General features: G+C 52.6%; 24 protein-coding genes. 4 read left to right on the top strand and 20 right to left on the bottom strand.

Annotated features, from left to right (window positions below):
* Window positions 1-38: 38 nt before the first annotated feature.
* The gene (pgpB, locus tag G544_RS19750; RefSeq protein ID WP_051155531.1) at window positions 39-770 is read right to left on the bottom strand and encodes a phosphatidylglycerophosphatase B; all 732 of its coding nucleotides are present in this window, start codon (window positions 768-770) and stop codon (window positions 39-41) included.
* A 206-nt stretch (window positions 771-976) separates the two neighbouring features.
* Between pgpB and ribA the strand changes: the two genes are divergently transcribed.
* Complete coding sequence (gene ribA / locus G544_RS0102195) at window positions 977-1,567, top strand: GTP cyclohydrolase II (protein WP_027273073.1); 591 nt, start codon at window positions 977-979, stop codon at window positions 1,565-1,567.
* Between the two features lie 57 nt (window positions 1,568-1,624).
* On the opposite strand, the gene cysB is transcribed toward ribA, so the two are convergent.
* Both cysB and topA read right to left on the bottom strand, forming a co-directional pair.
* Window positions 1,625-2,599 carry an HTH-type transcriptional regulator CysB gene (gene cysB / locus G544_RS0102190; protein WP_027273072.1) on the bottom strand — a complete coding sequence of 325 codons (975 nt, stop codon included), beginning with the start codon at window positions 2,597-2,599 and terminating at the stop codon, window positions 1,625-1,627.
* Window positions 2,600-2,812: 213 nt separating this feature from the next.
* Window positions 2,813-5,398 (bottom strand): type I DNA topoisomerase, encoded by a 2,586-nt coding sequence (topA, locus tag G544_RS0102185; RefSeq protein WP_027273071.1) that lies wholly within the window; start codon window positions 5,396-5,398, stop codon window positions 2,813-2,815.
* Between the two features lie 389 nt (window positions 5,399-5,787).
* Here topA and G544_RS0102180 point away from each other — a divergent pair, with 389 nt between their 5' ends.
* Complete coding sequence (locus tag G544_RS0102180; protein WP_027273070.1) at window positions 5,788-6,036, top strand: YciN family protein; 249 nt, start codon at window positions 5,788-5,790, stop codon at window positions 6,034-6,036.
* Window positions 6,037-6,161: 125 nt separating this feature from the next.
* Here the strand turns inward: G544_RS0102180 and G544_RS0102175 are convergent, their stop codons facing one another.
* Window positions 6,162-6,368: a Blp family class II bacteriocin gene (locus tag G544_RS0102175; protein ID WP_027273069.1), complete on the bottom strand. Its 207-nt coding sequence runs from the start codon at window positions 6,366-6,368 to the stop codon at window positions 6,162-6,164.
* Between the two features lie 298 nt (window positions 6,369-6,666).
* The gene (gene sohB, locus G544_RS0102170) at window positions 6,667-7,713 is read right to left on the bottom strand and encodes a protease SohB (RefSeq protein ID WP_027273068.1); all 1,047 of its coding nucleotides are present in this window, start codon (window positions 7,711-7,713) and stop codon (window positions 6,667-6,669) included.
* A 311-nt stretch (window positions 7,714-8,024) separates the two neighbouring features.
* On the opposite strand from sohB, the gene G544_RS0102165 reads away from it, so the two are divergent.
* Window positions 8,025-8,786: a YciK family oxidoreductase gene (locus G544_RS0102165; RefSeq protein WP_027273067.1), complete on the top strand. Its 762-nt coding sequence runs from the start codon at window positions 8,025-8,027 to the stop codon at window positions 8,784-8,786.
* A gap of 77 nt (window positions 8,787-8,863) precedes the next feature.
* Here the strand turns inward: G544_RS0102165 and G544_RS0102160 are convergent, their stop codons facing one another.
* The 15 genes from G544_RS0102160 to rnm form a co-directional block, all read right to left on the bottom strand.
* Window positions 8,864-10,135: an amidohydrolase gene (locus G544_RS0102160; protein ID WP_027273066.1), complete on the bottom strand. Its 1,272-nt coding sequence runs from the start codon at window positions 10,133-10,135 to the stop codon at window positions 8,864-8,866.
* A gap of 50 nt (window positions 10,136-10,185) precedes the next feature.
* Window positions 10,186-11,493 carry a C4-dicarboxylate transporter DcuC gene (gene dcuC / locus G544_RS0102155; RefSeq protein ID WP_027273065.1) on the bottom strand — a complete coding sequence of 436 codons (1,308 nt, stop codon included), beginning with the start codon at window positions 11,491-11,493 and terminating at the stop codon, window positions 10,186-10,188.
* Between the two features lie 591 nt (window positions 11,494-12,084).
* Window positions 12,085-14,022, bottom strand: a complete 1,938-nt coding sequence (locus G544_RS0102150) for a BglG family transcription antiterminator (RefSeq protein WP_027273064.1) — start codon at window positions 14,020-14,022, stop codon at window positions 12,085-12,087.
* 105 nt (window positions 14,023-14,127) lie between these two features.
* Window positions 14,128-14,868 carry a 2-dehydro-3-deoxy-phosphogluconate aldolase gene (dagF, locus tag G544_RS0102145; protein ID WP_027273063.1) on the bottom strand — a complete coding sequence of 247 codons (741 nt, stop codon included), beginning with the start codon at window positions 14,866-14,868 and terminating at the stop codon, window positions 14,128-14,130.
* Between the two features lie 3 nt (window positions 14,869-14,871).
* Window positions 14,872-15,984 carry a DgaE family pyridoxal phosphate-dependent ammonia lyase gene (locus tag G544_RS0102140; protein ID WP_027273062.1) on the bottom strand — a complete coding sequence of 371 codons (1,113 nt, stop codon included), beginning with the start codon at window positions 15,982-15,984 and terminating at the stop codon, window positions 14,872-14,874.
* A complete protein-coding gene (locus G544_RS0102135) occupies window positions 15,968-17,107 on the bottom strand; it encodes an amidohydrolase/deacetylase family metallohydrolase (protein ID WP_027273061.1) in 1,140 nt (379 codons plus the stop codon). The genes G544_RS0102140 and G544_RS0102135 overlap by 17 nt, the downstream gene beginning before the upstream one ends.
* 26 nt (window positions 17,108-17,133) lie before the next feature.
* Window positions 17,134-17,784 (bottom strand): DUF4310 family protein, encoded by a 651-nt coding sequence (locus tag G544_RS0102130; protein ID WP_027273060.1) that lies wholly within the window; start codon window positions 17,782-17,784, stop codon window positions 17,134-17,136.
* A gap of 24 nt (window positions 17,785-17,808) precedes the next feature.
* Complete coding sequence (locus tag G544_RS0102125) at window positions 17,809-18,606, bottom strand: DUF4311 domain-containing protein (protein ID WP_027273059.1); 798 nt, start codon at window positions 18,604-18,606, stop codon at window positions 17,809-17,811.
* A 32-nt stretch (window positions 18,607-18,638) separates the two neighbouring features.
* Complete coding sequence (locus G544_RS0102120) at window positions 18,639-18,935, bottom strand: DUF4312 family protein (protein WP_027273058.1); 297 nt, start codon at window positions 18,933-18,935, stop codon at window positions 18,639-18,641.
* Complete coding sequence (locus G544_RS0102115; protein ID WP_027273057.1) at window positions 18,935-19,300, bottom strand: SFCGS family glycine-rich protein; 366 nt, start codon at window positions 19,298-19,300, stop codon at window positions 18,935-18,937. Before G544_RS0102115 ends, G544_RS0102120 begins: the two co-directional genes overlap by 1 nt.
* A gap of 23 nt (window positions 19,301-19,323) precedes the next feature.
* Window positions 19,324-19,656 carry a hypothetical protein gene (locus G544_RS0102110; protein ID WP_027273056.1) on the bottom strand — a complete coding sequence of 111 codons (333 nt, stop codon included), beginning with the start codon at window positions 19,654-19,656 and terminating at the stop codon, window positions 19,324-19,326.
* A gap of 426 nt (window positions 19,657-20,082) precedes the next feature.
* Window positions 20,083-20,952, bottom strand: a complete 870-nt coding sequence (gene rluB, locus G544_RS0102105) for a 23S rRNA pseudouridine(2605) synthase RluB (protein WP_027273055.1) — start codon at window positions 20,950-20,952, stop codon at window positions 20,083-20,085.
* A 198-nt stretch (window positions 20,953-21,150) separates the two neighbouring features.
* A complete protein-coding gene (locus G544_RS21225) occupies window positions 21,151-21,516 on the bottom strand; it encodes a DUF5071 domain-containing protein (protein WP_134389057.1) in 366 nt (121 codons plus the stop codon).
* Window positions 21,517-21,533: 17 nt separating this feature from the next.
* Window positions 21,534-22,154, bottom strand: coding sequence for an L-threonylcarbamoyladenylate synthase (locus G544_RS0102095; protein WP_027273054.1), 621 nt, complete (start codon window positions 22,152-22,154; stop codon window positions 21,534-21,536).
* A 63-nt stretch (window positions 22,155-22,217) separates the two neighbouring features.
* Window positions 22,218-23,099, bottom strand: coding sequence for an RNase RNM (gene rnm / locus G544_RS0102090; protein ID WP_051155528.1), 882 nt, complete (start codon window positions 23,097-23,099; stop codon window positions 22,218-22,220).
* Window positions 23,100-23,384: 285 nt separating this feature from the next.
* On the opposite strand from rnm, the gene G544_RS0102085 reads away from it, so the two are divergent.
* The gene (locus tag G544_RS0102085) at window positions 23,385-24,509 is read left to right on the top strand and encodes a ribosomal protein uL16 3-hydroxylase (protein ID WP_027273052.1); all 1,125 of its coding nucleotides are present in this window, start codon (window positions 23,385-23,387) and stop codon (window positions 24,507-24,509) included.
* Window positions 24,510-24,523: the final 14 nt, after the last annotated feature.

Here is a 24,523-nt window from a genome sequence, read left to right as displayed (position 1 = left end):
GATGCCGACGCAAAACGTCGGCGATTTTCAACGGTGCATTATTCATCCCGCCGGGCCTTAGCAAATATCTTCCGCTCGGCGACCCAGCAGGCGCTCAACGCCAGCAGGCCGCTTAATAGCGTTGAAACAATTAAGTCTATAGGCCAGTGCATCCCCAACAGGAGCCGACTTCCCGCAACGGAAACGGCCCACGCCATCAAAACGCCGGCGTCTAGATAGCGGCGACGCGGCAGCAGCAAACCGATGCCCATCAGCGCCCAAGAAGCCGTAAACAGCGTGTGCCCAGAGGGAAATGAATATCCTGTTTCTCTTTGCCAATGGTCGGACAGCCACAGGGGCACTCTCGCCTCTTGGCCTAGCCGTTGTTCAATCATTTTCGCTCGCGTTTTTCGACCCTGCTCGTAAAAGGCGCGATCGTCAATATGGTACTCATTCTCCATCCAGAGCACATAAGGCCTTGGTTCTGCTACCGTTTCTTTAACCACGGATTTTATCGCCTGTCCTCCTACGATAACCGCAGCCAGCAGCGCAACGACGGCAATTGCCTGACGCCTAGGCAAAGACAGTCGCCATATAAACCAAACCGCAAGAATAACGCTGGTTATCGCCCCCCAAGGCGAACTGGCTGTCTCTGTGAGCCAAAATAAAGGAAGGAGAAATGCGTTTCCCTCTCCCGGATACCAGCGCCAGCCGACGCAAAGCGTCGCCAGCGGTAAAATCAGTAAAAGCAAAACGCCAACGGCAAGGCGCCCGGTCAAACGGCTCAGCATACAACAACGTCTTCCTGTACTTATAACGGCTGACTATAATTCCATAAAAATGTCCGAAACGATAAAACTATCGCGCATTATTTATTAACTAACTGGCAACAATGCGCCGTAATTGGTTTATAATATGGCGTTTCATGCCGTAGTGACGCATCCGTCAATCTAAGCGCAAACAGCAAAAGCAGAGTCAATCGTCATTGGAGAACATCATGCAGTTAAAGAAAGTGGCTGAAGCCAAACTACCGACCCCTTGGGGAGACTTTCTGATGGTCGGGTTTGAAGAGTTGGCCACCGGGCATGACCACGTTGCGCTAGTGTTTGGCGACATCAGCGATGATAATCCCGTATTGGCGCGTATTCATTCCGAGTGTCTGACGGGGGATGCGCTGTTCAGCCTTCGCTGCGACTGTGGCTTCCAGCTTGAAGCCGCTATGCAGCACATTGCTGAAGAAGGCCGAGGCATACTGCTCTACCATCGTCAGGAAGGCCGTAATATTGGCCTTTTGAATAAAATTCGCGCCTATGCGCTTCAGGACAAGGGTGCAGACACCGTTGAGGCTAACCACCAGTTGGGTTTTGCTGCGGACGAGCGTGACTTTACGCTGTGCGCTGACATGTTCAAGCTGCTAAACGTCAGCTCTGTCAGGCTGTTGACCAATAATCCAAAGAAAGTTGAAATTATGACTCAGGCCGGCATCAACATCGTTGAACGCGTTCCATTACTGGTAGGACGTAACCCTAAAAACGAAAAGTATCTTGACACCAAGGCCGCAAAAATGGGCCACCTGCTGTCCAAATAGTCCGTACTACCTCCTCGCCTGACGCGCTTTGCATCCGGCGAGGAGTCTGAGAGCCCGCTACCGAACCGGCAGTTCGATATCGCTAAACAGCGCCTCTACCTCTTCCGGCGATCTTAATGCGACAGCCTTATCCACGATGTCTCTGGTTAAATGGGGGGCAAATCCCTCGATAAAGCTGTACATATAGCTACGCAGGAACGTCGTGCGGCGAAAGCCTATCTTAGTCGTGCTCGGAGCAAAAATATGGCTGGCGTCGATCGCTACCAGGTCGGGATCTTCCAATGCGTCCACCGCCATATTCGCCAACACCCCAACCCCCAGTCCTAGCCGCACATAGGTTTTAATCACGTCAGCATCCGTTGCGGTAAACACGATTTTCGGCGTCAGCCCTGCGCGATTAAAAGCGATGTCCAGCTCAGAACGCCCGGTAAAACCGAAGGTATAGGTCACCAGCGGATATGAAGCCAGTTCCTCAATAGGAATATGCGACTTTGAAGCAAGCGGATGATCGTCTTTTACGACGATGGCGCGGTTCCAGTGATAACAAGGCAGCATGACGAGATCTTCATACAGGTGCAGCGCTTCCGTCGCAATAGCGAAATCCGCGTTGCCCTTTGATACCGCTTCGGCTATCTGGGTCGGCGATCCTTGATGCATGTGCAAAGAAACTTTGGGATAGCGATCGATAAAGGCCTTAATCGCCTTAGGCAGCGCATAGCGAGCCTGAGTGTGCGTAGTGGCGACATACAGCGACCCGCGATCGGGATAGGTATGTTCACCAGCGACGGACTTGATAGCGTCAATCTTGGACAGTATCTCCCGCGCGATGCGTACAACTTCCTGCCCGGCAGGCGTCACTTCCGTTAGGTGTTTACCGCTGCGAGTAAAGACCTGAATGCCAAGCTCATCTTCCAGCATTCTTACCTGCTTACTGATCCCCGGTTGAGAGGTATAAAGCCGCTCCGCGGTAGATGAGACATTCAGGTTATGATTGACCACTTCAACGATATAGCGAAGTTGCTGCAGTTTCATACGTTACACCACTACTCAATAACTATCATGGTTAATATAAAATCGCATCCGTGCTGTTTATCGCGCCAAGCCGTGAGCTACCTACAACTACGCAACCCGGCTCTGCTTTCATTCCGCGCCTCTCCCTGCGATTTAGCGGAATAAAAACGCCCTGTAGTTAAATGAACATACAGGGCGTTAGATAGCAAGTAATTATTCTTCCTGCTCAGAGTATTACTTTTTTACTTCTCGCCACTGGCCGTCGGTATAGAACAATGACCATCCGGTCGCCTTACCGTCTTTCTCTGATGAAATATATTGCTGCTTGGTCTTACGGCTAAAGCGCACGATAGACGCGTTGCCTTCGGGATCCGCTGCCGGCGCATCGGCCAGATAGCGCAATTTTTCCGGCAGTCGGTCTTTAAAGCGCTGTAGTTCAGCTACCGTAGGCGCCCTCGTTTCCCTCGATTTCGGGAAAGTATTAGCAGCCAGAAAAACCCCTGCCGCGCCGTCTCGCAAGACGAAATAGGCGTCAGACTTTTCACACGGCAGCTCTGGCAATGGAACTGGATCTTCTTTTGGCGGCGCGATGTCGCCGTTGCGCAGGATCTTGCGCGTATTCTTACAGTCAGGGTTGGTACATCCCATGTATTTACCAAAACGCCCCATCTTCAGATGCATCTCGGAACCACACTTATCGCACTCAATCACCGGACCGTCGTAACCTTTAATGCGAAATTCACCTTCTTCGATTTCATAACCGTCGCAGGACGGATTATTACCACAGACGTGCAGCTTGCGGTTCTGATCGATAAGATAGCTGTCCATCGCCGTTCCACATTTGCTACAGCGGCGGCGCGCGCGCAGCGCATTGGTTTCCGCATCATCGCCTTCCAGAATGTTCAAGACCTCAGATTCTGGGATCAGGTTGATAGTTTGCTTACAGCGCTCTTTGGGCGGCAGCGCATAGCCGGAGCAGCCGAGGAATACGCCGGTGCTGGCGGTTCTTATCCCCATTTTCCGTCCGCAGGTCGGGCAATCGATAGAGGTCAAGATCACCTGATTAGGACGCATCCCTCCTACTTCCGGATCCTGCTCGGCTTTATCAAGCTGCTGGCTGAAGTCAGAGAAGAAGTTGTTGAGCACGCCCTTCCAGTTGGCTTTATTGGTCGCCACGCTGTCGAGGTTATCTTCCATTCTGGCGGTAAAGTCGTAGTCCATCAGATCGCGGAAGTTTTCCTCCAGGCGATCGGTAACGATTTCACCCATTTTTTCGGCATAGAAGCGACGATTCTCAGTATGAACATAGCCTCTGTCCTGAATGGTGGAAATAATCGACGCATAGGTTGAAGGACGGCCGATGCCGCGCTTTTCCAACTCTTTAACCAAAGACGCTTCGCTAAAGCGCGCGGGCGGCTTGGTAAAGTGTTGGCTCGGCAGCAGCTGCACTAAATCCAGCGTCGCGCCGACCTCTACCGTAGGCAGCGTTTTATCTTCATCGTTTTTGCGCAGCGCAGGGAGTACGCGAGTCCAGCCGTCAAAGCGCAGCGTTCTGCCTTTAGCCTTCAGGAGATAGTCTCCAGCTTTAACCGTCAACGTCGTAGAGTCATACTTCGCCGGCGTCATCTGGCAGGCAACAAACTGACGCCAAATGAGCTGATACAGGCGCTGAGCATCCGCTTCCATATCTTTTAGCGACTCAGCCAGGACGTTCACGTCAGAAGGACGGATGGCTTCGTGCGCTTCCTGAGCGTTTTCTTTACTGCTGTAATGGTTTGGCTGCGCCGGCAGGTACTTATCGCCAAAGCTTTCGCCAATGTAACCTCTGACCATGTTGAGCGCATCCTGACTCAGGTTGGTTGAGTCGGTACGCATATAGGTGATATAGCCCGCTTCATACAGACGCTGCGCCATCATCATGGTTTTCTTTACGCCAAAGTTCAGCCGGGTACTGGCCGCCTGCTGCAGCGTAGACGTAATAAACGGCGCGGAGGGCTTGCTGGTAGTTGGCTTATCTTCTCGCTCTAAAACCTCATAACGCGCCTTTTCCAACAGCGCGACCGCTGCCTGAGTCTCTTGCTGATTAACGGGTTTAAACGCCCCGTCCTGATAGTGCGTTACCTGCATTTGCAGCGGAGCGTCGCTTCCGTGATCGAGGTCTGCGTGCAGCTCCCAGTACTCTTGCGGCACAAAGGCCTTGATTTCACGCTCGCGCTCGACCACCAGGCGAACGGCGACGGACTGAACCCGACCGGCAGAAAGGCCGCGGGCAATCTTTTTCCACAGCAGCGGAGAAACCATATAGCCCACCACGCGATCCATAAAGCGGCGCGCCTGTTGAGCGTTAACGCGATCCATATTGAGTTCGCCAGGCTCTTTAAATGCCTCGCGGATTGCGTTTTTGGTGATTTCATTGAAGACCACGCGACGATACCGGTCGTCGTTACCGCCGATGACCTCCCGCAGGTGCCATGCAATGGCTTCCCCTTCGCGGTCAAGGTCGGTTGCCAGATAAATAGTATCGGCTTTTTCGGCTAAGGCTTTCAGCTCTGCGACAACTTTCTCTTTGCCGGGAAGAATTTCATAGTGAGCGGCCCAGTCGTGATATGGATCAACGCCCATACGGCTAACCAACGCCTGCTGCGCATCTTTTTTGACCTTGGCGCCTTTTGTCGAAGCGCTGCTTTTCGTTCCCGAACCGCTCGTCGGCAAATCCCGGATGTGACCAACGCTGGATTTCACCACGTAGTCACTGCCCAGATATTTATTAATTGTTTTGGCCTTAGCCGGGGATTCCACAATAACGAGCGATTTACCCATAACGTTGTTTACCTAAATTGGCCCTTCTCAATAAAATACAACATAGCGAATTTTGCAGAACATCACAAAAACGCCGCGTTTAATGTTGAGGTCAAAATGCGAAACGTCAAGCCCTCGCTTTCTTCCTCGTTCGTATGTAGCCGTAAACGCTCGATTTTCTCAACGCTTTACGCTGCGTTCGTTTGTTCCGAAAGCCCATAACTCTACCTGATAAAAAGCACTACGCAACAAAATTAGCGAGAATAACCGTTTTTTATCGATAAAAACGAGCGGCTCCAAGGAGAAAAAACGCTATCCTGCATAAGTTCTGACGCATTGCTCTGGCAGGGTCTGAGCGATAAAATGCGTGAATGGTTTAAGTACGTAATTTGAGTACATTGGAGTAAATAATGAAAACCGAGACTACGCCTATATCGCGCCAAGCGCTATTAAAAGAAGCGAATCAACTTATCCGCGACCATGAAGACTTCATTCACGGAATGGAAGCTACCGACGTAGAGCAAAAAGGCAGCGTTCTCGTTTTTCGGGGAGAGTACTTCCTGGACAAAGACGGGCTGCCGACCGCCAAAACGACGGCCGTATTCAATATGTTCAAACATCTGGCCCACGTGTTTTCAAACAAATATCATTTGGAATAACGTTTGGCGGGTAACGATTGATATAAAAACTGTGCTTAATGCAGTTTTACAATAGTAAAAAAGCAGAGAGAACCTCTCTCTGCTTTCTGAAAAGCCTTCTGGCTTAAGTGGAGAGCCTTGGGTACTTAAGCGAAAAGCTTCAAGAATTTTGTAGCTGCGTCACTGCCGACAACAGCGCCTACCGCGGCGCCAAAGGCAGAAAATACGAAGCTGCTAAAACCGTCCCACCCTTTACTTTGCCCAATAGCTGAAGCACAGGCCGCGCCGTCCAGTGCGCCTTCAATGCAGCCACCGTTAACGGCTTCCATTTCATTTTTATTTAATTCACGCATCTTCACACCTCAATATCATTTAAATATTTGCAATAAGAAACAATAACGTACAAACAGAATTCATCTGAAATATACCATGCTAATTTTTATAAAATTAAGGGGAATTTACTAAAATTATCTTTTACTAATCGCTCTGTAATCAAGACAGAGATTGGAATTAAATACGGACTCACCGCGTTATAGACATCACTAAAAAACGCCTAAGTTAACTTCACATTATGTCTAAAAAACGTCGGCGCATTCCGCATTCATCAGGCCCTAACCATTAATGCAGGAACGCGCCGACTGAGAGTTTCAATTAAAGAGTGGGCTTTTGTCCACGCTGCCACCAGCGCAACAGAAGACGATCGCAGCTTTCCGCCGCGCTTCCCGTCAGCCGGTCAATCAGGCGCTTTCGCTGGGCATAGCGCACGCCAATGACGTCGCGTTTGCTTAACTGGGCAATGAGCAGATCGTCACTGGTGCCTATTTCGTCAATCAGCCCCTTTTCTTTAGCCTGAACGCCAAACCAATGCTCTCCCGTCGCTACGGCGTCAATATCCAGCGACGGACGCTGTTCGCTGACGAACGCCTTAAACAGCCGGTGGGTCTCGTTCAGCTCTTCGCGAAATTTCTCTCGCCCCGCTTCCGTATTCTCACCCAATAGCGTCAGCGTACGCTTGAATTCACCGGCGGTATGCAGCTCAACGTCAATCGCATTCTTCTTCAGCAGTCGGTGAAAGTTCGGAATTTGCGCAACCACTCCGATAGACCCCACAATGGCAAACGGCGCGGCAACGATGCGATCGGCTACGCAGGCCATCATATAGCCGCCGCTGGCCGCAACTTTATCCACGGCAACCGTTAACCGAACGCCGGCCTTACGCAGCCTATCGAGCTGAGATGCAGCCAAGCCATAGCCATGCACTACGCCGCCCGGGCTTTCGAGCTTAAGTAAAACTTCATCTTCCGCCTTAGCGACCGCCAGTACGGCCGTTATCTCCTCCCTAAGAGCCTCAACCTCATGGGCATCCATGCTGCCTTTAAACTCCAGCACGAACAAACAGGGCTTTTGCTTGCTTTGTTCGCCGCTTTTAGCCGCCTGCTTGGCAAGTTTTGCTTCCGCTTTATCCTTTTTCTTTTGCGCCTTATTCCACAGCTTTTGTTCCGCCTGCGGCATGCGGGCCACCTGCATCTCCTCCTGCATGTGGCGATACTGCTCGCCTAAATCGACCAGCGTCAGTTCGCCTCGACGGCTGCCTTTACGCTGAGTTGCGCTAAGGATAAACAGCGCAGCGGCGGCGACTACGACGGCAAACGTCGCAATCTTCGCCAAAAATAAACCATATTGAGAAATCCACTCCACGGCATTTTTCCTATCGGGTTAATAAAACCGGGTAACGATGTACGCATTCAACGCGGTAAAAGTATAGCCTCTTTCACCGTGACAGACTGATATCGTTGCCTATTTCAGCTATGATTAACATCATAATGCAGCCACCCCACGTCCCTTAAGTAATTCGAGTTGCATGACAAAACGCCCACGGCGTTTTGAACGGCGCTTGCGCTGGCCCTGAAAAGGTGAGATCTGTGAATAGCCAAATATACAAAGCCAACGCACATGCAGCTTGAATTATGACGGGTATAAACCGGATAAATATACCGTAAGGAGAGAGTATGCACTACCAGGCACCGCGCGATTTGCTCAATGAAAAGATCATTATGGTTACCGGCGCCAGCGACGGTATCGGCAAAGAGGCCGCGCTAAGCTATGCGCGGCACGGCGCCCGGCTCATTCTGCTTGGCCGCAATGAAGATAAGCTAAAGCAGGTACAGCAGACGATCTCCGCAGAGGGTGGAAAGCCTTCCATTATTTTTCCTTACGACCTTTTAACCGCACAGCCCAAGCACTACGCCATGCTGCAAGAAGAGCTTATGAAAGAGGTGGACCATCTGGATGGCCTGCTGCACAGCGCCGGCCTTTTAGGCGAAATCGCACCGATTGCCGAACAGGATACTGAAGCCTGGCATCAGGTCATGCAGGTTAACGTTAACGCCGGCTTTATGCTGACCCAGGTTCTGCTTCCCCTGCTGCTTAAATCGCCCCGCGCGTCGCTTATTTTCACCTCTTCCAGCGTAGGGCGCAAAGGCCGACGCGGCTGGGGCGTCTATTCGGTATCTAAATTCGCTACCGAAGGTCTGATGCAGGTGCTGGCCGATGAATATCAGGGGACAACGCTTCGCGTTAACTGTATTAATCCGGGAGGAACGCGAACGGCCATGCGCGCTCACGCGTTTCCTGACGAAGACCCAAACCTGTTGAAAACGCCGGCCGACATTATGCCGACCTATCTATACCTGATGGGCGACGATAGCCTACATGAGAATGGCGCCAGCCTTGACGCGCAGCCGGGAAGAACCCCCGGTCCCGCAAAATAGAAATAAAAAGCGGAGAAGAACAGAAATAAAAAAACCGCCTCACTGTGAGGCGGTTTTGACGTATTGCGTAGGAAAAACTACTTGTTCATCAGCTTCTGCAGACAGCCGATAAACAGATCCGCCGCGGTTTTAAGCTGCTTCTCGTCGAAGTCAAATCCTGCCTGGTGGTGACCCGCAGTCAAATCGGCGCCGACGATGAAGTAGATGGACTTCCCGCCGTTACGCTGCACGCGCTTGGCCAGAATGGTAGCGTCTTCGCTGCCGCCGAACGAACGTTCAGGCACAACGGTCAGCTCAGCGTGCTGCTTAACAACGCCGGTCAGCAGGTCGACCAGCTCTTTGTCGTTAACCAGATCTACCGCTTCACCCATTACTTCGCTTTCAAGGCGCAGCTCAAAGCTGTGTGCTGCTCCTTCGGCCATGCGCTGAACCTGCTCGGCCATGAAGGTGTTGATGGCTTCGTCTTCACCGCGAACTTCAACCTGCAGTTCACCGTATGCCGGAACAACGTTACGGCCTTCGCCCGCTTTAATAACGCCGACGTTGATACGAGACATTCCCTTACCGTGGCGGGAAATGCCCAGCATCTGCGTAGCAGCATGGCAAGCGCCTGCCAGAGCGTTGCGGCCCAGGTGAGGCTCTGCGCCAGCGTGAGCCGGAGCGCCGTAAAAACGGAAGTCGAACTTGGTGGTGCACAGGAAGTTGTTCGGGTTTACCACGATTTCACCGGTCTTGGCGATGAAGCCCAGGTGCATACCGAGGAAATAGTCCGCATCGTCAACGATGCCGCTTGCCGCCATCGCGCTTGCGCCGCGCACGCCCTCTTCAGCCGGTTGGAACAGCAGCTTGACTTTACCAGACAAGCTGCTGCCGTTTTCCACCAGCCACTTGGCAATGCCCAGACCAATAGACATATGGCCGTCGTGGCCGCAGGCGTGCATCAGGCCCGCGCTCTTTGACGCAAAACCATCCTTGTTCGGGACGTGTTCGGCGGTAGCGCATTCCTGCACGTTCACGCAGTCAATATCAAAACGTAAAGCAACCGTCGGTCCAGGCTTTCCGCTGTCATACACGGCCATACAGCCGGTCAATTCTTCCATTTCAGCCAAAAGCGCTTCATCAACGCCGCGCTCTTTCGCCAGCGCCAAGCCTTTCTCAACGACTTCAGCCTTGCGGCCGCGAACAAATTCGCGGTTGATCACTTTAGGGCCTGCAAACACTTCCAGCCCCATTGCGCGCAGCTCTTTGATCAGGCGCGCTGTGGTCGTGAACTCAGACCAACCGATTTCAGGAAAGCGGTGAAGCTCTCTGCGCCACGTTACTAACTGTTCTAAATCAACTGTCGACATTACTTATATCCTTCTTTGTTGCTTAACTTGCGGTCTACTCGGTCGCACGATTACAGCATTACCAGAGCGACAAAAATCACCGCAACGATCATGCCCGGAGCCGTACGCTTGATAAGTTCTACCGGGTTAGCCGCGGCCAGGCCCGCACATACGATAGTCACACCCGCGATAGGAGACATCGTGCGTCCCAGTGCGCCGCCCATTGCAGCCGCCATGCCCAGGTCAGGGATGGTGTAACCGAATGCCGCCGCGTGGCGCGTTACCGTCTCGTTAAAGGCCAGAGCAGCCGCGTCGCCGGAACCAGTAATAATCCCCATCAGGAACGGACCGATTGTTCCGCCCCAGCGGGCCAATTCAGGATGGTGAGTCAGGAAATAAATGAAGCTGTCAATCAGGCCAGACGCATTCAGGCCGGCAGCAAATACGCCTGCTGCGATGATGATGCCCAGAACGTCGCCGTAGGCGTTGCCCATACCGTTAAAGAACTGCTTGGTCATGTTCGTTGGGCTGCAACGAGTAATAACCAGCGCATAAATGGCGCCGATAACCATCGCCGCCGGAACGGTCATCTTCACGCTGCCAAACCAGTTCGTAGTGCCCGCAATCAACAGCAGGATTAGCGGAATAAACGGTGCGGTAGCATAAAGATAGTTAGCGCCGCCCTCGTCTTTCGCATCTGCCTTGCCAGCGCCCGCTTCGCCTTCAACAGGCTGAATGCGGAACTCTTTGCGAACCAGCGCGACGATAGAAAGAGATACTGCGCCAATAGCGCCGATAGCAATGCTGAACGGCGCATGGTGTTTGATAAGGTCAATAACTTCCATCTTGGTGAAGCCGTCCGTTCCCACCATGATTTCGTTATACAGGTTGGAAACGAAGGCGTTGTGAGACATACCCGGGCTAAGGAAAGAACCGATGGTACCGCTCAGCACCGCTGCGCCGGCGATAGCCGGGTGGATGCGCGCGCCGATAAGCAGAGGGATCATCGTTGCCCCTACCGCTGCCGCACAGCCAGCCGCAGAAGGAATAGCGATGTTGATGAAGTAGGTCACAACAACGGTCGCTGGGATTAAGAAGAAGCCCAAACGCGTCATCATGCCGGTCAATGCTTTCACCAGGTGCATATCGCACTTGGTAAACTTCATCACGTAGGCAAAACCCATACTCGCACAGATTGCTTGTATCAGGCTGGCGGACGTCATGCTCTTGGCGAACGCGTCAAGGCCGGCCATTGGATTTAGCGCCAGCAGGCCCATAACCAGACCGGAGCCAATCAGCACCATTCGCGTTTCATACTGCTTTATCAACAGGTAAACGGTGATTGCAACAACCACCAAGGCTATGATTTGTGTAATCATGTTATTCTCACTATTTAACTCATCAAAACGGCAATAACCTTGCCGCGTCCACACCTATATTACAAATATAATTATGCAATAAAAAGTTAATGCTCCCAATAGCAATAAAACTGTCAATGACGATTAAACTATAATCTCAAAAGGCTTGTTTTGCACGGGCTCACTATAGCAATTGATACTTCGATATCGTTGATGGATGTCAAAAAAGGCGGGTGTTAGTACCGAAACAGTTAGATGCATCACAAAGATGGAAAATAAACGTCTTTCTTTCAAATAAGCGTGTTGACGAATAATAAACATCATTACTCCATTTAAATAAAAATTACTTACCTCATTATTTCATTAACGCCATCCCTGATAACAAAAAAGTAACAATACGCATTGGATACATACATTCTTAATTCTTACATGCGGTAACAGTACAAAAAATATATCTTCTCTCATAACGATATTATGCGTTTCTATTCGGCAAAAACCCTGCAATTAGCAGGGTTTTATTATTATTCTTAATATTTAGTCGCTGTATAAAAAATGAGTGATAAACACAAATTACAACATATTTAGCTATTATCATTCATTTACATCACCCCTTCAGGCGCTTCTTCCCAGGCTGTCTTTCGCGATGGCCTGAAAGTCGTTAAAGCTCTTACTGTTCAACAGCCGCTTGGTGGCCTTCTCTCGCACGAAGGTAACGAACAGATCGTAAATAGCCATCGCCTCTTCATATTCCGCCTTGCTGATGGCCAGCAGGAAAACGACGTTGGCCACTTCCTTTTTCTCGTTGTTCCACTCTATGCCGTTAGGCGCAAGGATTGTCACAACCACGGTTTTATTGGCCAGAAGCCCCAAAGAATGGGGAAGCGCAATCCCCTCACCCAGCAAAGTAGAAACGATAGACTCTCGTTCAACCAGCGATGGATAGAATTCTTTGGTGACATAGCCATCCGCCTCCAGCTTTTGACACACCTTCTTAAACAGCGCTTCTTGCGTCATCTTGCCTTTGACTATCATAAAGTGCCGTTCATCAAAGAAGCGCTCCAGAATATAAGGCTTCGTGCGATCAACCATCGCCAGGCGGCCAATCTGCTCAATCTGATACGGCGTTGGAAAAGGCGCGATCTTTACGATGGGCTTGTTTTTTTCCACCAGCCTTACGGTCGTAATCACAAAATCTTCGGCTACGCCGTCAAGCTCCTCGTAGTCCCGAAGAGAGATAACCCGCTGTACCTTCATTTGGGGGAATTCCCGTACGATCTTGGCCTCAATCATTCGGATAGTCGAATTGCCCGCGTCCGTCACCAATAACGCATGGGGGTGCCGGGTATAGCCGACGCTGTAATTGCGCTCAAGGCCTACGCCGATATGCACCGCCAGATAGCCCAACTCGTCTTCGCTGATGGCGTAAGGAATTTGATGCTCTACGTTCGCCATGGCGCTTAGGGTTACGTCGTAAGCAAACGGATAGTACTGCTTAATATCGGACAGCAGAGGGTTTTTGGTATTGAGCTGATAGCGGACGCGCGTCAGCATCGCCGCCAGATGGGAGGAAAGGTCGGCTTTTAGCTTCTTATCGTGGCGCAGGTCGTAGTTATAGGAGTCATTAATATAGCTGAGGATATAGTCTACCAGCTCGTCGCTATAGCGTTCGCTGTCCTGAGCGCTTTCAACGTCGCCGCTGGGTATGCGCTGAGCGGAAATTTGAACGCTGAGGTAGGCTTCTTCGGAGCCGGAAAGCTCACCGCCGAGGAAATAGTCAAACCCTTTGGCGATTTCCGCCGCGGCGTTCGTTATCACGTCATCTACGCCTTCGGCGGCATAGTGAATAATTTCATGGCCTCGGGTTATACGCAGAATAGAAACGGCGCAGTTGAAGATCAAATACTGGCGCCCTTCATTCGTCAGGCGAATATCAAAACGGCTCACGCTGTTTTCCAACACCTTTTCGATATAGCCGAGATCGATATTGGTCAGAATGTCCTGTTTAAAGCTGTTTAGCGAGCGTTCGTTATCGCTGGAAAACTGCTGCCACAAAATGTCGGTAATGCAGGCGCGAATGGCTTGCTCGGCGCCAACCAGCTTGATACCCTGCCGCGGTATGGTGTCCAGGACTATCTGATACTTCTCCAACAGTTCTCTGACGGTCGACATGTCGTGCTGAAGCGTCCCTCGGCTGACAAACCACTCTTCGGCAATGTCGTCGAGTTTGATAGGCAAAGGCGCAAGTAAAAACTTTAGCAGCAGCGCATCGACTCGCTCTTTCGACGAGCGGGGTATCGCCTTGACCTGATGTTTTTGCATCGGCAACGCGCCATAACGCAGCGGATCGGTGACAGAAAGCCGGTATCCCAGGCCTCGCTCATAAACAACGTTCGCCCCATATTCGGACAGCACGTCGTTGAGTGCCGATACGTCGGTGCGTATCGTTCTGGTTGAAACGTTGAAGCGCTTTGCCAGTTCGTCCTGCGGCAGCGTCTCCGATCGGATAGCGTCAAACAAATAGGCAAGGCGTTGATAAGGAAATAGCGCCACGAACCACCCTTTTAACCCAATAGATATTATAAAAATAGAATAATTGTGTTAAACGAAAGCCCTTCTGAACGAAAGGCTTTCAGACATCAACAAAAGCGTTGCACGTCAGGCAACAAGCTTTTTGACAATGGCCAACAGCGTTTTTACGTCTTCAGGGCGGGTATTGCCCGTCGCCGAATCAATAATAGAACTATAGACATGGGGTATCACTTTTTCCACGCCTGCGTCCAACGCAATCTTCAGAATTTCTTCGAAATTATTCAGATCGATGCCGCCGGTCGGCTCCAGGTAGAAACGGTGTTCCGCGCAGGCTTTGGCGACGTAGGCGTACTCCTCCTTATGGGCTAAGCCGCGCATATTAAAGAATTTGATTGAGCTTGCGCCCATGTCTTTAAGCATGGCGATAGCCGTTTCTACCGGGACTATCGCATCAGGATAGGTCGAACTCAGCGGGCCGGTGGAAATTTTCACCAGTCCTACTTTTCCGGTAGGCGAAACCAGCGCATTGACCACGGTCTCATTCTGCCCGAGCAGCGCGCGGCTAATGGGAGCGCCGGTAAATACCTGATTTACGTGCTGCGGCTGAATAACTCTGGAGATTTGCGACACCATCTCGGACTGGTTAGGATCGCCCGCGCCCAGCCCTACGGAAATGGCATTTTCAATATCGTTCGCGTACTTGGTCATATCCTCAATGGCGCTGGCCAAGTCGGGATAATTCTTCGACAGGACGCCGACCACCACGTGCTTCTGTGCTGCGGCATACACCTCGCGGGCATTTTCCCTTGAGCCTGCCAGAACGTTAAGGCAGACGCGATCGCGATAATAGTTTGGGGTCAATTTCATCAGTTATGCTCCGGTAACCTGTTGGCGAATGGCGCTGGCGATAACGGTAAGCTGCTGCGCTGACACGCTGCGCACGTCGGCTTCAACGATGCCCGCATTCGCCTTATATTCACGGAAGTAAATGGCCGTAGTCCCCTGCTTAAGCGCCTTCATGATGTCTACGGTCTTTTTGCCGATTGTTTTTTCATCGAAGGAAATTTCAGTTCGAGCGATATCGCGACCGGCGCCGTCCCAAACCACTTTGGCGGAAATGCCCTTGATGCCGTTAAGCTCGGCAATAAACGGCGTCATCTTTTCCACCATTTCCTGACCGCTTTCCTTGGTTGCCGTCAGATAAAGCTCAATCGCCAGCGTCAGGCCGAGAATGCCCTCTTTCCCGACCTTCATCGCACGGCCGATTCCATTACCCTGTAACTTAACCCACTCAACGCACTGTTTCTTACCGATAACCAACCCGCTGGTCGGTCCTTCAATCGCTTTCGCACCGCTGTAAATGACCAGATCTGCGCCCATGTTGTAGTAGGCGTGCAGATCCTCTTCCGCTGCGGCATCGACAATAAGCGGCAGGCCGTGCTTTTTAGCGACTTCGGCCGCTTCGGCCACCGACAGCATGCTTTTTTGTACCGTATGGTGGGACTTAATGTAGAGAATGGCCGCAGTCTGAGCGGTAATTTTTGCTTCCAGCTGGCCTGCGCTGCACTCGTTAGCGAAGCCCGCTTCAACCACTTTGCCGCCGCCCAGAGAAATCATCGTATCGACCGGAGCGCCGAAGTTGACGTTATGCCCTTTTGGCACGACGATTTCGCGAGGCACCTGCTTGTCTGAACTGTGAAGGTTTAAAAGCAGGTCAGCGTCGTCTTTCACAATCACTGCGGCAACCGACTGAGCGATACCCGCAGAGGCGCAGGAAACGACAACCGCATTCTCGACGCCCAGCAGGTTGGCAATGTAAGCGCCTGTCTTATTGACCAGATCCTTCATTTCAAAATACTGGTTCAGGCCGAAGTGAACCTCGTCCGCCACTTCCGGTTTAGGCGTAGATACGCCAAGCGCCGTCATGCGTCCGGAGGCGTTAATCACTTCGCGTAAATGATACTTCTCATAAATTGATGGCATAGTCGGACTCACCTTCTTTGGTTGCAATACTTTCTCCCGCGACGACCGCCGCCAGAGGAATAAATCGATGTGTACCGGTTCTTACCTGACCTTCTGCATCAGAGAGCTCAATGCGCTCTTCCTTAATATCGAAGACGGTAACGTCGGCGTCGTCGCCGACGGTCAGGCGCCCTTTCCCTTTCAGGCGCAGCAGGTCGGCGGCCTTGACGGTCACGCAGTCGACGATTTGCTTGGGGTTAAATCCCATACACAGGAATTTGGTCATGACCGCCGCCAGGCTAAACACCGGGCCGTTGACGCGGTTTTTGTGATAAATGTCGGAGCTGATAATGTCCGGATAGGTGCCTATCCTCATCGCCTGTTCGGCGACGGAGAAGCTGAAGCTCTCGCCGCCGTGGCCGACGTCTAATATGACGCCCCGCGCCAGAGCGCGTTTGATGGACGCCTTAAGCTGCCCCTGTTTGTCCAGAATGCGGTTTGGCTTACCGTTAAAGCAGTGGGTGATAATGTCGCCCTTGCTCAGCAGGTCGGCAATCTCATCCAGATTCGGCGGATTGTTGCCGATGTGCACCATTAGCGGCAGCCCGTTTTCCTTTTGCATTTCTTTGGCGGCGAGCAGCGGCTTAATGCCGTTTTCACCGACGACGCTTTTACTCATGCGCGCCTTGATGCCGACAACGAAATCCGGATGGCGCTTCACCGCCTTTTGCAGCGCATCGTTATCTATCTTGCTCATGTCCGACAGTTCGTTCTGGGCGATAATGCCGATACGAGCGATGTTTAAAAAAGAATAGACGTTGGTCTTGGCCTTTTGGGCCTGTAGAAAGAAGCTGTCCACGTCGTCGGCGCCGACGCTGCCTGCGTCAATGACGGTCGTCACTCCGCAGGCGGCGCCGGCCAAGTCCGGCTCATCAAAATAGATGGGCGAAGACGGGCAGCAGTGAGTGTGAGCGTCGATCCAGCCAGCGCTGATAAAGTATTTTCCGCTTAGGTCGATCTCTTTTTTTGCCGTTTGTCCCTTGGCTGCCTCGGGCCCTACGGCGCGGATTTTTCCCTCATGGATGACGACGTCAACAACGTCGCCCTCTACGCGCTTTGCCTGCCTGATAATTAAATCATTCATGATGTCTGCTCACCTCGTCTTTCAATTTATGCCGCAACCAGCGGGAAGAAATAGCCAAACACCATCGCGCCGAGAATTGCGCCGCCGGCGACCGGCTTCTTCCAGATGTAGAAAATCAGCGAACCAATCAAGGAGCCGATACCGATAGGAATCGACGCCGCCATCGCCGCCAGAATAATCAACGGACCGAGGAAGCGGCCGGAGGTGTTGCCCGCCCCCATCATGACGTCCGCGCCGAAGGTTGAGTTGCCCTGACCGATGGTGAACTTACGCGCCAAAATAATAATCGCGCCCACCGCGATGCCCAGCACCAAACCTACCACCAGCGAGATGTAGAAATTGGTGACCAGATAGTCAAAGCCGCCCGCCAGCAGCAGCGCAGGAACCCCCAGTCCGATACCGGTCTGGATCGCGCCGCCAATATCAAGTATCCCCACCAGGGAACCTTCAATGATGCGCGCAAACAGGAAGCTCGCGCCGAACGCCGCTACCGCGCCGTAAACGCCGGTATCAATACCGGAACGCAGCATGGCGACGAACGCCACTTCGTTAAACGCGCCGAAGCCGTGAACCACGTACATGTGCGTCCCGGCGAAGACGCCCGCAGACAGTAGTCCAACAAAGAGAGGGAACGTCCACTCCGCGTACCAAAAGTCGTTTTTTAATTCTGTATTCATTATTCAATCCCGCGTTTAGTAGAATTACTTACCGCTCAATACGTTATGAACATGTTGTAACCAGTCCGGCACGCCCAGCGTGAACGACTGCAGCAGCTTGATATCGAAGCCGCGGAAGAAGCCACTGAGGACGAATAGCAGGATCACGGCGATCATCATGGTGCGAGTGACCTTGTTCCAGCCGTTGTCGTCTACGCCCTTACCGATAAGAATGCCCAGAACCAGCCCGGGGATGGCGTTGCCCATAATCAGCTGAGCGCAGCCACCGAACAGCGTCGCCCAGAAGCCGGAGCGACGACCCGCATCCATCGCGGCCAGCCAGAAAATCACGGGCATCACGGTGTTTACCAGCAGGTTAGCGGCGGGAACCAGCACGTTGGTTGCCGTCGTCTGCAAAGACGGGGGCACGGCGGACGCGGTGGTATTAAGGAAAGCCACCACGACTGCGCCGATCACGCCGCAGGCGATAGCCATTTTTTTCGGATTGTGCAGCGTTTCTGCGACGTTACGATTTTTAATCATCAGCGCCGCCGCGCCCCAGTTAGGGATAATGCGGTGATCGACGTCCTGCGTGAACGCACCGGCCGCGACCGATGACGCCCAGGCGTTAAAGAAGAAGCCGAGGCCGAAGGAGAAGTGAGAAGCAGGATCGCCTTCGCAGGAGTTAAGTTCCCCTAGCGTACGAAACGCGCCCATTCCCTGTATGGTCGGCGCGTGGAACATGCGCGCTGCGCCTGCTCCCAGGCCGAAGCCACAGAGACCGCCGATAATCAGAGACTTAATCAGGATCTCAAACACAGAAACAGTGGTAGATGCATCCATTGGTTTTTCCTCAAAAGCATTCCGACAGGCAGCTACGCCGACTCGAAATGAATCTCTTGTACATTGAGTAGGGTTACGTCTAAAGCCACGTCTAAAACAACGGAGTAAAGTTCACGTTTGCGCGGTAAAAAGAAAAACAGAAACTTCTCGTGCGACGTCTTCACCGTTGCCTGTACAACCTCTACGTTTACGGGCTCAATACGAAGGATGATATTGCTGCTCTCTTTTAAAACCGTACGCTGTACGGCGCTTAACGCGTCGGCAATCGCTTTTTGTTTTGTGTCTCCGCGACCGCTGACGCGAACCGATGTTTCAAGACGTTCTTTCATTACGCTTCGCCGTATTTTTTGATATAGGCCTTCACCAGGCGCTCGCCCAGCTCTTCTTTATCCATAAAGCCAAAGCCGAGCACCGTACAGCCGTCTGCGATAGCGGTCTCGCCCTCTTCAATAGAGCGCATGCCGTGTCGCACCTTATAGCCATACTTGTTTTGGGCCGTAATCGCGCCCGCGCCGCCGCTGCCGCAGAAAGAGATGCCGATATCTCCATTCTCCGCCTTCATGACGTCGCCAAGCTTCATGTCCGCCGCCACGCCGGGAACAACGACTGCCCTACCGCCTGCGGCTTCTACTCCAGCAGCGACCTTTTGGCCTTTACCTAAACGATCGCCAATAACGACAACAACTTGTTTCATGTTTTTCTCTCCAGTAGGGGTGGTTATGCGTTTGAACGCGCAATTTCAAAGTGGACGGACAGTAAGTAAGCCTCTTCAATCGGCAGCCCCGGCAGCATGTCTACCGCCCGTTCAGCCAACCGCATTGACTCGTCGGAAATTTCTTCAAACAGCGACCGATCCACTTCCGGCAAAGGCTCACCCGTTTTAGCCCGCGTCACCATTGCCTTGACGTGAGAAGCCAGCATCTGGCCCTGTACGTCGGTGGTATAGGCGCCTTCTTCTTTCAGCCAGCCGTCGATAATCGCTAAAAGCGTTTGCGTAACCTCTTCCGGCTTAAGGTTGTCTTCAACCATGTTGAAACGAATATTACTCATGCAATACATCTCTAGATTCAAAGGTAAATATAGTCACGAAAAGGATGGGTCCAGCATCGACACATCCGAGGATTTATCTACAGACAGCTATTTATAAGGCCCTTCATCGATGCAATGACCATTAAATTCCGTATAGGCCGCATATAATGTGAGATGCCCATCTGCCTTTTCCAATGGCGTCACAGTACACGCGTTAATGCCACGTTAGGAGACCGAGTTTTTCCGCTTTAAAGTGGAAATAAACTGGAAATGTGGGCATAGATCACAAAGTGAAGCGGAAATGGGTTAACGAGAGGAATAAGAAAAGTGGCAGCGTTGAGCCGAGGGCTTAGCCTAAACAGGGATAAGTAACAAAATGAAATAAAAGATAAAATATCGTTTTTTAGACATAAAAAAGGCGCCTTCCAGACGCCTTTTTTATCTCGCTTATCGCCGAGAAGTGCTTCCGCGCCGAGAGGCGGGACGCTGGCTGTGCTTCTTCACCGCTCTGCGGATCTGATTAGCCTTTGTGCGACGACGATCGCGTTCTGGAGCAAGCTTGGTTTCCGTTTCCGGCTTCAGTCCAACCATTTCGCGCAGATAGTTGACCGATTCCAGCTCCAGTTCAATCCATCCCCCGCGCGGCAGGCCTTTCGGCAGGTCAAGATCGCCATAGCGTATGCGGATAAGGCGGCTGACCTGTACGTCAACCGCTTCCCACAGGCGGCGAACTTCGCGGTTACGCCCTTCGGTCAGCGTCACGTTATACCATTGGTTCATGCCCTCACCGCCCTGATAGCTAATGCTGCGAAACGCGGCAACGCCGTCTTCAAGCTGAACGCCCTCTTTCAGGCTTTTTATCTTCTCGTCATCAACCTGACCGAATACGCGAACCGCGTATTCGCGCTCAACCTCGCGGCTGGGATGCATCAGGCGGTTTGCCAGTTCACCATCGGTGGTAAACAGAAGCAGGCCTGAGGTGTTGACGTCCAGTCGTCCTACGGCAATCCAGCGGGCGCCGCGCATTTTAGGCAGGCGTTCGAATACCGTTGGCCGGCCTTCCGGATCTTTACGGGTACAAAGTTCGCCTTCAGGTTTGTAGTAGGCCAGCACGCGGCAAATAGTCTCTTCCGTTTCGCGAATAGAAACGACGTGGCCGTCAATACGCACCTTCATCCCCGGCGTCACGGTAACGCGATCGCCCAGCGTGGCGATTTTGCCGTCAACGCTGATGCGCCCGGCCTGAATCATCGCCTCAAGTTCTCTGCGGGAACCGTGGCCAGAGTTGGCCAATACCTTTTGTAGCTTTTCGCTCATCGAGCAACCTCTGTTGTCGCCTTCACAGGCGTCTGTGTGCTTTTAAAAAACGTCTAATTTGATAACGGGAAGAAATAGCTTCTTTATCAAAGGATTACATGAAAAATAGAAAAATATCCGTCACTTGGCGAATATACTACACGATTTTTAGATGAATTGATTCATTTGACCGCATTCATCTTCACGTAAAAACACGCTTTACTTTAATTCGCCCAAAATACGCGCGGCGAGCATATCGACCTCTTCGCCTCTTTCATCGTTGGTCGGCGTCGTCGCCAAACGAATCAGCGACGTCCGGTAGCGCCGCTGGACCTCCGGCGGAGAGTGCAAAACTATGCGGTTAAGCACGTTATATATCCACATCGCATCGTCGGAATGAAGAACATTGATTATATGGGGAACGAGCGCGGCCGGATAAGCCGAAAGCAGGTGAGAAACGCCCTCCGCGACCGGCCAATTCATATCCTGCAGCGGCGGCAGCTGTTCGGCAGTCAAGGGCAATTTCGCAAGCGCGGGCAGTTTGTCGACATCCGCCTTATGCTCCGGAAGCTGCACCTGACTCATGCCCTTTTCTTCCAACGTTAAAGAAACGGCGTCGGATCGCCTGCGCCTTCACGCACCACCACCGGAGACTCCTCCGTCAGGTCGATAACCGTCGTCGGCTGTTGTCCCAGGTAGCCGCCGTTAATAATCAGGTCGACGTGCTTTGACAGCGTATCGCGGATTTCTTCCGGATCTGATTCGGCAAATGCGTTGCCGGGCAGCATCAGCGTCGTTGACATCATCGGCTCGTTCAGTTCGGCCAACAGCGCCAGCGCGATGGGGTTCGACGGAACCCTTAGGCCAATGGTCTTGCGCTTTTCATTCATCAGGCGTCTGGGTACTTCTTTCGTCGCTTTGAGGATAAACGTGTAGTTGCCCGGCGTGTTGTTCTTTATCAGGCGAAACGCCGCGTTGTCTACGTGCGCATAGGTAGACAGCTCAGACAGATCGCGACACATCAGGGTAAAGTTGTGGTTGCTGTCCAGCTGTCGGATGCGGCAAATGCGCTCCATGGAATGCTTGTCTTCCAGCATGCAGCCTAGCGCATAGCCCGAATCGGTCGGATAAACAATCACACAACCCTTGCGTAAAATGTCTACCGCCTGGCCTATCAGCCGAGCCTGCGGGTTATCTTGGTGTATATAAAAAAACTGTGACATAAAAACTCCTTAAGCCCGCCGCTCTTCGGCTATGCGCCAGATTGAGCAGCGAACGACGATAAATTAACGCGGCCAGTCCTGCCAAATGGGCGTAACGCCCGCAGGCAGCCAAAGCTTTCTCCCTAGCTCCACCCAGGCGCAGGGATAGTGGAAGTCCGAACCTTGGGAAGCCAACAGGCCGTATTCCCGCGCATAGGCGGCCAACTGCGCGCGTTCGTTTTGCGGCTGCTGGCACTGCGCCACCTCCAGCGCATCCCCTCCCGCGCTTTTAAAGTCAACGATAAGGCGCTTTAACCACTTGGCGGAAAGGCCGTATCGCCCCGGATGCGCCAGCACCGCCTGCCCGCCCGACGCGTGGACAGCCAGAATAGCCTCTTCCATTGAGCACCACGGCGGCGGCACGTAGCCGGGCTTCCCTTTAACCATATAGTTTTTGAAAACCTGAACCATATCCGAAGCAAATCCGGTTTCCATTATATAACGCGCGAAATGAGCCCGGGTAATGCCTGCTTCGCCCGCATGACGACGAGCGCCCGCTAAGGCATCGGGAATTCGGCCCTTTTCCAACCGCCGACCAATCTCCTGCGCCCGCTCGGCGCGCTTTTGCGACTGAGCGGCTAAAAGCCGGACCATTTCCTCGGCTTTTGGTGAAATATTCAACCCGACGATGTGAATGTCAAAGCTTTCCCACGCGGTGGATATTTCTACACCGTTAATCAGACGAAGCGGCAGGTTCAACTCTGCAATCGCCCGAGCGGCGGCCTCAAGCGCATCCGTCGTATCGTGATCGGTGATGGCAAGCGCCCCTACGCGCATCTCGCAGGCCCGCAGAACCAGCTCTTGCGGCGTTAATTTACCGTCAGACATCTGCGTATGGCTGTGGAGATCGTAAAGCAAGAACGCCGACTCCCCGCATCCTTTTAATTCAGTTAGTTCAGAAGACATTAAAACTCGGTTAATCCGCAACGTACGGATAGTTTATCGGGGCTGAGCGCTCAAACGGTTCTGGAGAATGGCGGCAAAGCGGTTAAACACGGTAGCCCTCAGCCATAGCGAATAATCATAGCGCCTAACGTCGCTTTGCACTAACAGTTAATTCCTATGGTCTTTTTAGACCTACGCTATCGTTTGCCTGCGAAAGACGAAGATAAAAAGTGAGATTCCATACCGGTATTTTCCATTTACCTCATATATAATCACGCCAGTTCCCACTACAAGGCGACTTATACCATGGATTATCAACTGGATTTAGACTGGAACGACTTTCTTGAACGCTACTGGCAAAAACGCCCGGTCGTTCTTAAAAACGTGATAAAGAACTTTATCGATCCCATCTCCCCCGATGAACTGGCGGGGCTCGCGATGGAAAATGAAGTGGACAGTCGCCTGGTTAGCCGCCCTAACGGGCACTGGCAGGCCAGCAACGGACCGTTTGAAAGCTACGACCATTTGGGAGAAAAGGATTGGTCGCTGCTGGTTCAGGCCGTTAACCATTGGCATATGCCCTCTGCGGCGCTGGTGCGCCCCTTCCGCAACCTCCCCGACTGGCGCTTTGACGATCTGATGGTGTCTTTCTCCGTGCCAGGCGGCGGCGTTGGTCCGCATATCGACCAGTACGACGTTTTCATTATCCAGGGCATGGGAAGCCGCCGCTGGCGAGTCGGCGACAGGCTGCCGCTGAAGCAGTACTGCCCGCACCCTGCGCTGCTGCACGTTGAGCCGTTTGACCCCATCATCGATGAAGACCTCGAGCCCGGCGACATTCTCTACATTCCGCCCGGATTCCCGCACGACGGCTTTACCCACGAAACGGCGATGAACTACTCCGTCGGCTATCGCGGCCCCAACGGGCGCGACCTTATCAGCAACTTTGCCGACTACGTGCTGGAACACGACCTCGGTGGCGAACACTATAGCGATCCGGACCTGACGCTTCGCACCAATCCTTCAGAAGTTCAGGAACACGAGCTGGCGCGCATTCGCGATATGATGATCGGGTTAATTAACCAGCCTGAGGCCTTTAACGCCTGGTTCGGCCAATTCGTGACGACATCACGCCACGAGCTGGACATCGCCCCCGCAGAGCCTCCCTATCGCTCCGATGAGATCTACGACTCGCTGGTTCAGGGCGAGCAGCTGATTCGCCTGAGCGGGCTGCGGGTTTTACGCATCGGCGATCGATGCTACGCCAACGGCGAGCTTATCGATACTGACCGCATTGAAGCGGCCGACGCTCTGTGTCGTTATCCGCTTATCGGCCAGAAAGAGCTGGGCGATGCGCTGGAAGATCCGGCCTTCGTCGCCGAACTTGCGCGCCTGGTCAACTGCGGATACTGGTACTTCAACGACTATTAGTCGACTTAGCCGCT

This window comes from Leminorella grimontii ATCC 33999 = DSM 5078, assembly GCF_000439085.1.
GTDB classification, from domain to species: Bacteria; Pseudomonadota; Gammaproteobacteria; order Enterobacterales; family Enterobacteriaceae; genus Leminorella; species Leminorella grimontii.
Note: the sequence above shows the minus strand (reverse complement) of the source record. Positions and strands in the feature narration are given on the sequence as shown.